This window comes from Ornithinimicrobium sp., assembly GCF_030537745.1.
Lineage (GTDB): Bacteria > Actinomycetota > Actinomycetes > Actinomycetales > Dermatophilaceae > Ornithinicoccus.
In genome coordinates, this window is the sequence record NZ_JAUNVI010000094.1 from 1 (window position 1) to 7,963 (window position 7,963).

The following is a 7,963-nucleotide window of genomic DNA, read 5'->3' on the forward strand; positions in this document are numbered from 1 at the left end:
AAGCTGGTGGAGCACGCGGTGGCCGAAGTTGAGGCAGCACGCGAGGCCGAGGTGGAGGTGCGGATGGCGGTGCTGCAACTGGCCGCCGAAGACGCTGCTGTTGAGCTCGCCGCGGTCCTGGCCGAGCGCACCGGCCTGCACCCTGACGTCGGCGAGCTCGATCCTGTCGTCGGCGTGCACGTCGGCCCCGGAACCCTAGGCGTCGTCGTCGCCCCCCAGCCCGACCCCTAGCCAGCCCCAGCCCCACCGAACGGTCGCGGTTGCCGGACCGGGCGGTCGGTGTTGCCGGACCGGGCGGTCGCCGTGCTCGCGCGAGGCCATGTCCACATCCATTGCAGTACGCCACCCGTCATCCACAACCGCGAGTTGGGGGCTGTCGCGGGGGTGGAGCGCAGCCTACTTTCGACTGTATGAGTCCCCGTGCTGCGGTCCGCGACCCGGCGCGCACTGGCGTCGTGACCTCACCCGACCGTCTGACCGAGTTGCTCAGCGCGGACCCCGATCCAGCCCTGCACGGGCGACCTATCGGCGCCGCTCAGGCCGCAGAGGAGGCGTCCTCACAAGGCCGGCACCGACGTGGCCAGGTGCCTGTGTTCACGGTGCCAGAGTCGCTGCGATCGGTCGACCTGCGGGTGGGCTCACGTGCCGTCAGAGGGATGCTCGTCATCGCGGTGGTCGTGATCGCCGTGCTCCTGGGCCGGTGGTGGTGGACCAGCAACGCAGCCACCGCTGAGCCGGGTGACCGGATCGCGGTTTCCCCAACTGGATCAGCAGCGGCGGTTGAATCAGCCGAAGAGAAGAATGAGGACGGGACAGGACCAGCGGGGCTCAGGGCATTCCCCTCGGCGCCCACTGGGCAAGACGATGCGGTGGCATCTCCGGCCGTGCCGGCCACCGTGCTGGTCCACGTCGCGGGTCAGGTGCGCGCACCGGGCGTGGTCGAGGTGAAGAACGGCTCGCGCGTCATTGATGCCATCTTGGCAGCGAAGGGCTTCACCAAGGACGCTGACCAAGCCTCGCTCAACCTGGCCAGGACAGTGGTCGATGGAGAACAGGTCTGGGTAGGAAAGCCTGGTGAAGAACCGCCGGATTCTGCACGCGCTGTGGTGCCCGGAGACAGCTCGGCAGCTGGCCCGGCAATGGGTGCAGACGGGAAAGCGGGCGGCACCGGCACGAGTGGAGCCATGCTCGTCAACCTCAACACTGCCACCCAGGCTGAGCTAGAAGAACTGCCCGGCATCGGGCCGGTCACGGCCGAGCGAATGATTGCCTGGCGGCAGGAGCACGGGAAGTTCTCGATAGTCGAGGAGCTCCTCGAGGTCAGCGGCATCGGCGAACGCACCTTCGCGCAGTTGCAGCCGCTGGTGACGGTAGGGCAATGAGGGGAGTGGCCACCTTGCGTCGCGCCGCGCCCCCAGCCAGGACACGCGAGGACTCTGCGCCCAGGGACGCGCGCTCATCGCAAGAGGATGAAGCGCGGCTGGACGGGAGGTTGTTGGTCCCCGCGCTCGTCGGCTGGGCGGTGGTAACAGCCTTGCTGCCGCAGCCGGTGTGGATCGTGTTGACCTCCGGCTTGGTCAGTGCCGGCTTGTCAGGAATCGTCCTGTTGATCCGAAATCAGTGCCTGGCCACGCCCCCTCGAGCACCGCCATCGGGGCAGGGGTCAAAGCGGCCCGGGCTTGCGCGATTGGAGTCTCAGCGACAGGGGCTTGACCGACAGCGGGAGGCGACCAGGGGGCTCCTTGGGACATTCGCTCTCACCCTGGCAGTGACCGGGCTGGTCGCCACCGCCGCCGGCGCGCAACTGGCCCGGGACCGATCTGGACCGGTCGTCAGTTATGCGCAGGACGGCGCGATGGCTGAGTTCGTCGGGATGGTGACCACCGAGCCACGCGTGATCAGCAGCGGGGACGAACGCCAGGCGCTGGTCGTCCTCGAGCTTCGGCTCGAGCAGGTCCACGCCAGAGGAGTGACGACCAGGGTCTCGACGCCGCTAGTCGTGATGGCCCGTGAAGGACAGGGTTGGGAAGACCTGCGATGGCGAAGCACCATCGTTGGCTGGGGCAAGTTGCAACTGCCGCAAGAGCCGGAACGCGCGGTCGCCATGGTGCGCCCGCGGGGTGCGCCGACCACGACGCGGGCACCCTCACCCGTGCTCGCCGCGACCGACCACGTCCGGGATCGCTTCCGGGCAGCGGTCGCTCCGCTGCCGCCGGATGCTCGGGGCCTCGTCCCCGGGCTGGTGATCGGTGACACCTCGCTCACTCCACCGGACCTCACCGAAGCGATGCGAGCAACTGGAATGACCCATCTGAGCGCGGTGAGCGGCAGCAATGTGGCGCTGGTCCTAGGAGCGATCGCCCTGCTGGTGGCTCGGCTCGGCGTCCCCAGGCGATGGCGGACCCCGCTGATCCTGCTCGGACTCATCGGGTTTGTGCTGCTCTGCCGGCCGGAACCGTCGGTGCTCCGCGCCGGGGTGATGGGCACGGTCGGCCTGCTGGCGCTGTCATCTGCACGGCGCAAGGTCAGCCTCCCTGCGCTGGCGGCGGCGGTCATCGGGCTCTTGTGCGTGGACCCTTGGCTGGCCAGGTCCTACGGGTTTGCGTTGTCGACCCTGGCGACCTTGGGGCTGGTGCTCTGGTCCAGGCCTTGGGCCGATGCGATCGCAGCGCGGCTACCGCGTCGGGCCGCCATCGTGGGCGATGCCATCTCGGTGCCGCTCGCCGCTCAGGTCGCCTGCGCCCCAGTCATCGTGCTCCTGCAGGGCAGCATCACGACAGTCGCCGTGCTCGCCAATGTGCTCGCGGCGCCGCTAGTGGCACCCACGACCGTCCTCGGTGTGCTCGCCGCGGTCCTCTCGCCGCTCTGGATGCCGCTGGGTAGAGGGATAGCGTGGTGCGCCGCGCTGCCGGCCTGGTTGCTCGGTAAAATCGCCCGTCGTTGTGCAGAGCTGCCCTGGGGGACGGTGGACTGGGTCGATGGAGTGATCGGAGCCTGGTTGCTGACGCTCCTCACCGTGCTCGCCCTCGTCACTGGCCCGTGGTGGCGACACCTGGTCCGGCAGCATCGGTGGGCGAGTTGGACGCTGCTCGCGGCCGCGCTCGCCACGCTCTGGCCGGTGCCCTCGCTGGGCGGTTGGCCACCGCCAGGCTGGACCGTGATCGGGTGCGACGTCGGGCAGGGGGACGCTTTCGTGATCCGCTCGGGTCGGGTTTCGGCCGTCCTCGTGGATACCGGTCCGGCACCTGAAGACCTTCGACGATGTCTGCGTGACCTGGGGATCAAGCGCTTGGACGCCGTCGTGCTCACGCATTTCCACGCCGATCACGTGGGCGGGCTCGACGGGGCGTTGCGCACCCTCCCTGTCGAGACGGCATACCTGAGTCCGGTCGAGGAGCCAGCTGCGATGGCCGCGCTGACCCTCCGGGAGTTGGCCGCCGCTGGGGTCGAGGGTGAGGTGCTTGGCGCTGGCCAGGTCCGGGAGGTGGGGCAGGCACGGCTGGAGGTCCTGTCCCCGGGCGATCCCCCTGTCGCGGGACAGTCGCCGGCAAACAACGGGAGCCTGGTGCTCGACATACGCACTCCGTCCCTTCGGATGCTCTTCACCGGCGACATCGAGCCCGAAGGTGCCCGGCCTCTGCGGGGAAAGATCGAAGGGCGGGACTACGACGTTCTCAAGGTCGCCCACCATGGGTCTGCGGCGCAGGACAAGGTCCTGGTCCACGGCACCCAGGCCGAGGTGGCGTTGATCGGGGTGGGTGCCGAGAACACCTTCGGCCATCCCGCGCCAAGCGCGCTGACCCTCCTGCGAGAGGCGGGAATGGTCGTGCTTCGGACAGACCTCCACGGTGATGTCGCCGTGGCGAGAGAAGATGGCTTTCTTGTCGTGCACCGGCGGGAGGGCTAGGTATGCGGACGCGGTGGCTGGGAGAGGCGACGCGCGGTGGGGTGTGCGGCAAGTGTCGGCGGGCAGGCCAACACACTCCAGCGGCAAAGTCTGAGCTCAGGCCTTCTTGAGCTCGCGCGCGCTCGCGCAGAGGGCCTCCAGGGTGACGGCTACCGCGGGGACCCGCTTGAGGTCAGGGGTGGTCACCACCTGGACCACGCGTTGGGACGGAGGCGACACGGGGCGCGTGATCACGTCAGGGTGTGAGACGGAGCGCAGGATCATCTCCGGGACGAGGGCCACCCCCAGACCTGCGGCAACCAGGCCAAGCACGGCGACGTAGTCCTCGGTCTCGAAGGTCACCTCCGGCTCGAAACCGGCGCGCCGAGCCAGGGAGAGCAAGTGCCCCCGGCAGCGGGGACAACCGGCGATCCAGGTGTCCGCGGCGAGGTCGGCAAGGTTGATGTCCTCCTGCGCGGCTAGCGGATGGTCCCTGGGCAGGACGAGCATCACCTTGTCGATCAGCACGTCGATGACCTCCAGTCCGTTGAGGTCGTCCTCGCCGCGCCCGGGATCAGTCCCTTCATAGGAGAAGGCCACTGCCAGGTCAACGGTCCCGGCCCGCAGCGCCGCCAGTGACTCAGGCGGCTCGGCCTCGCTGAACTGCACTGTGATCGTGGGGTGGTCCCGGTGCAGTTTTGCCAGCGCTCGGGGGACCAGGGAGGCGGACGATGAGGGGAACGCGGCCAGGCGGACCCGACCGCTTCGCAGCCCGGCGATCGCGGAGATCTCCGTCTCGGCCCGATCCAGGGCGGCGAGGATGATGCGGGCATGGTCGGCCAGGAGCCCGCCGGCCTCGGTCAGCCTGACGGTCCGGCCGGCGCGCTCGACCAGGACTGTGCCGGTGCGCTCCTCAAGGCGACGAACCATCTGGGAGACGGCGGGCTGCGTGTAGCCAAGGGACTGGGCGGCGGCGGTGAAAGTCCCCTCGTCGGCGATGGCTCTCATGACGCGAAGGCCCGCAGCATCTAGCATGGGCCAAGCATAACCAGGCGTAATGAGCCGCCGGGGTCGCGAACGCACCCCTCGACCTGGTACGTGATCGAGCTCCCGGACTCTCGGCTGCAAGCACAGGGCCGGGGGTGAGTATCGTCGAGGCTTGTCGTCCACGCTCAGAGCCCGATGGGGCTCGAACGGGGGCGGCTCGAACGGGTGCGGTATTCAGAGTGGCGCTGCGGTTGGGCGCGCGGACAGAGGCAGGTGATGTGGCGTGAGTGGTGGACCGGTGCCGAGCGAGCTCACCGTCCCTCCGGCGGCCGAGGTCGACGAGGGCGCGTATGCCGTGCTGCGGGACCTGGTGGGCGACGGCCACGTGATCGCGCTGACCGGGGCCGGTATGTCGACCGGGTCCGGCATTCCTGACTACCGAGGTCCGGACGGTCAGCGCAGGGTGCAGCCGATGCTGCACGGGGAGTTCGTGCGCTCAGCGGAGGGTCGGAAGCGCTACTGGGCGCGGGCCTACGCCGGGTGGGAACGATTCTCCGCGGCGCGTCCCAATGCGGCCCACGAGGCTGTCGCCGACCTTCAGCACGCCGGTCTGATCCGCGCGATCATCACCCAGAACGTCGACGGACTTCATCAGGAGGCAGGATCGCACGATGTGCTTGAGCTGCACGGCAACCTTGCGCACGCCACCTGTCTGGACTGTGGAGAGCCCACGACGCGGGAGCAGATCAACCAGTGGCTGGCGCTGGCCAACCCGGGCTATCTGGATCGGGCTGGCAGCACGGGCGAGGTCCAGCCCGACGGCGACGTCCTCCTGCCGGAGGACCTTGTCACCAGCTTCCGAGCGCCGCGCTGCCTGGTGTGCGGCAATGACCGTCTCAAGCCGGATGTCGTGTTTTTCGGTGGCTCCGTTGACAAGCCGGTGGTCGAGACAGCGTTCGCCCTCGTCGAGTCTGCGTCACTGCTGCTCGTGCTGGGTTCCTCCCTCAGGGTGATGAGTGGTTACCGGTTCGTGCGGAGGGCGGCGCGGCTCGACATACCGGTCGCCGTCGTGACGCGGGGAGCGACCAGGGGCGAGGGAGAGCCGATCGTGCAGCTGGACAGTCTCCTCACCGACGTCCTCCCGCGCCTCGTGACGGACCTCAAGGGAGGCTGAGCCCTCCATCGGGTGGCACGGGGGGTCCGCATGTGGTGTGCTGTTCTGCGAGGTCGGCTCCACGGTCGACCGCGCAACGGAGCGGGAGGATGGCCATGGTCGTCACGCAGGAGCAGCTCAACGAGTACTACGCCGCCGAGGTCGTCGATCAGGATGGCGGGCGGGTCGGGTCCATGGGGGAGATCTATCTGGACAACCGGACCGGAGACCCCGCGTGGCTGACCGTGCGGACCGGCCTTCTCGGCGGCCGCAAGGTGTTCGTGCCGCTGGTGACTGCCGAGATCCGAGACGGCCAGATCTTCGTGCCCTACAGCTCGGCCAAGATCAAGGGCGCACCGGATGTGCCGGCGGACCCACACCTTTCTGACAACGAGGAGCAGGACCTCTTTCAGTACTACGCGGTGCAGGAGGGGCCAGCACCCTCGGCGTGATGCCGGGCGGGTCGTCGCCCGCCTGGACGGCACAACGCCGCCCTGGTCGAGAGGGCGGCGTTGTGGGTTTGCGAGAGCTCCAGGCCAGGGCAGCAGGCAGCGGGCCTCGCAGTGGGTGAGATCAGAGGCGGCGCAGGACCGCGGTGACCTTGCCGAGGATGACCGCGTGGTCACCGTCGATCGGCTCGTAGGCGGGGTTGTGCGGCATCAGCCACACCTTGTCCTTGCCCTTCTTATAGGTCTTGACGGTCGCTTCGTTGTCGAGCATCGCGGCGACGATGTCCCCACTGACCGCGGTCGGCTGACGGCGCACGACGACCCAGTCGCCGTCGCAGATGGCCGCGTCCACCATCGAGTCACCGACCACCTTGAGCAGGAAGAGCTCGCCGGAGCCCACGATCTGACGGGGCAGGGGGAAGATGTCTTCGATGGCTTCCTCTGCCAGGATCGGTCCGCCGGCGGCGATCCTGCCGAGGACGGGGACATAGGAAGCCTCGGGCCTCTGGTCGCCTAGTCCGGTCTCGTCGAAGGTGCTCTCCCCGGTCCGAGAGTCGCCGGGCGGGGTGCGACGATAGCCGGCGCCGTCGTCTCCTGGCGTGACGACCTCGATAGCCCGCGGGCGGTTGGGGTCGCGGCGCAGGTGGCCCTTGCGTTCGAGCATCTTCAACTGGTGCGCGACGGAACTCGGTGAGGTGAGGCCGACGGCGTCACCGATCTCGCGCAGGCTAGGTGGGTATCCCCGTGCGTCGACGGAGTCGCGAATCACGTCAAGGACGCGTCGCTGTCGGTTGGTGAGTTGTGCCCCGCCGTCCCGATCGGGCATCTCGTGGATCGTGGCCATATGCGCTGTATCCCTGTCTTCTCTGGCTGCCAAGGCTTGACCGTCAGGTCAAGTCAGAGGGTCTGTCAGTGGTCCCTGTTTGAGTTCCTGACATGAAGCAATGGTACGAGCGGAGCGGCGCTGGGGCAAACATTTGTTCGACCGGCGTGTCGACAAAGTCGTACGAGCGTGCTAAGAATAGGACAGACGTACTATCGCACACGCGTCCACGTATGAGGAGGACAGTCATGAGCAGTCTCGCGATCGACATGTATCCGGTCGGCGTTCCGGCCATCGGCTTCGGTGGTGGCCCTCAGCGGGGCGGCCATCTGCGCCTGGTGCGGGTTGGGGACCGCAGTGTGACCCGGGCGCACGCGCAGACCTCGGCGCGGATCACCCGCCGCGGTCGGCTCGCGCTCACCGGCACCGTGGCATTTGTGCTGGTGCTGGCTTTCGCGTCTCTGCTGAACGCCCTCGGCCCCGCCGGTGCCTCTTCCGGAGTGGTGGTGGAGCCCGGTATGACGTTGAGCCAGGTCGCCGCCGAGCAGCTGCCGGATCTTCCGCTGAGCCAGGCGATCACGGACCTGCAGCGTGCCAACAAGCTGAGCACCACGAGCATCGCGGTCGGTCAAGAACTGATCATCCCCGGTCGCTGACCGGACGCT

General features: G+C 68.4%; 8 protein-coding genes. 6 read left to right on the forward strand and 2 right to left on the reverse strand.

What is annotated here, in order from left to right:
* The 3 genes from Q4P07_RS13460 to Q4P07_RS13470 all read left to right on the forward strand — a co-directional run.
* On the forward strand, window positions 1-231 hold a 231-nt coding region (locus tag Q4P07_RS13460; protein WP_303375429.1), incomplete at its 5' end, for a DegV family protein.
* Between the two features lie 179 nt (window positions 232-410).
* Complete coding sequence (locus Q4P07_RS13465; RefSeq protein WP_303375430.1) at window positions 411-1,382, forward strand: helix-hairpin-helix domain-containing protein; 972 nt, start codon at window positions 411-413, stop codon at window positions 1,380-1,382.
* Window positions 1,383-1,768: 386 nt separating this feature from the next.
* Window positions 1,769-3,907 (forward strand): DNA internalization-related competence protein ComEC/Rec2, encoded by a 2,139-nt coding sequence (locus tag Q4P07_RS13470; protein WP_303375431.1) that lies wholly within the window; start codon window positions 1,769-1,771, stop codon window positions 3,905-3,907.
* A gap of 96 nt (window positions 3,908-4,003) precedes the next feature.
* Here Q4P07_RS13470 and Q4P07_RS13475 read toward each other — a convergent pair whose 3' ends face one another.
* Entirely contained in the window at window positions 4,004-4,921 is a 918-nt protein-coding gene (locus Q4P07_RS13475) for a LysR family transcriptional regulator (RefSeq protein ID WP_303375432.1), read from the reverse strand.
* Window positions 4,922-5,156: 235 nt separating this feature from the next.
* On the opposite strand from Q4P07_RS13475, the gene Q4P07_RS13480 reads away from it, so the two are divergent.
* Together Q4P07_RS13480 and Q4P07_RS13485 are read left to right on the forward strand one after the other, a co-directional pair.
* Entirely contained in the window at window positions 5,157-6,047 is an 891-nt protein-coding gene (locus tag Q4P07_RS13480; RefSeq protein ID WP_303375433.1) for a Sir2 family NAD-dependent protein deacetylase, read from the forward strand.
* A gap of 89 nt (window positions 6,048-6,136) precedes the next feature.
* On the forward strand, window positions 6,137-6,478 hold the full coding sequence (locus tag Q4P07_RS13485) for a PRC-barrel domain-containing protein (protein ID WP_303375434.1): 342 nt from the start codon (window positions 6,137-6,139) through the stop codon (window positions 6,476-6,478).
* Between the two features lie 121 nt (window positions 6,479-6,599).
* Here the strand turns inward: Q4P07_RS13485 and lexA are convergent, their stop codons facing one another.
* The gene (lexA, locus tag Q4P07_RS13490) at window positions 6,600-7,319 is read right to left on the reverse strand and encodes a transcriptional repressor LexA (RefSeq protein ID WP_303375435.1); all 720 of its coding nucleotides are present in this window, start codon (window positions 7,317-7,319) and stop codon (window positions 6,600-6,602) included.
* Window positions 7,320-7,546: 227 nt separating this feature from the next.
* Between lexA and Q4P07_RS13495 the strand changes: the two genes are divergently transcribed.
* The gene (locus tag Q4P07_RS13495; protein ID WP_303375436.1) at window positions 7,547-7,954 is read left to right on the forward strand and encodes a LysM peptidoglycan-binding domain-containing protein; all 408 of its coding nucleotides are present in this window, start codon (window positions 7,547-7,549) and stop codon (window positions 7,952-7,954) included.
* The last annotated feature ends 9 nt before the right edge of the window (window positions 7,955-7,963 follow it).

Bases quoted from the DNA above. Each gene is read 5' to 3' on its own strand.
- Q4P07_RS13475 (WP_303375432.1), bottom strand. From the start codon at position 4,921: ATGCTAGATGCTGCGGGCCTTCGCGTCATGAGAGCCATCGCCGACGAG.
- Q4P07_RS13485 (WP_303375434.1), top strand. From the start codon at position 6,137: ATGGCCATGGTCGTCACGCAGGAGCAGCTCAACGAGTACTACGCCGCC.
- lexA (WP_303375435.1), bottom strand. From the start codon at position 7,319: ATGGCCACGATCCACGAGATGCCCGATCGGGACGGCGGGGCACAACTC.
- Q4P07_RS13495 (WP_303375436.1), top strand. From the start codon at position 7,547: ATGAGCAGTCTCGCGATCGACATGTATCCGGTCGGCGTTCCGGCCATC.
- Q4P07_RS13465 (WP_303375430.1), top strand. From the start codon at position 411: ATGAGTCCCCGTGCTGCGGTCCGCGACCCGGCGCGCACTGGCGTCGTG.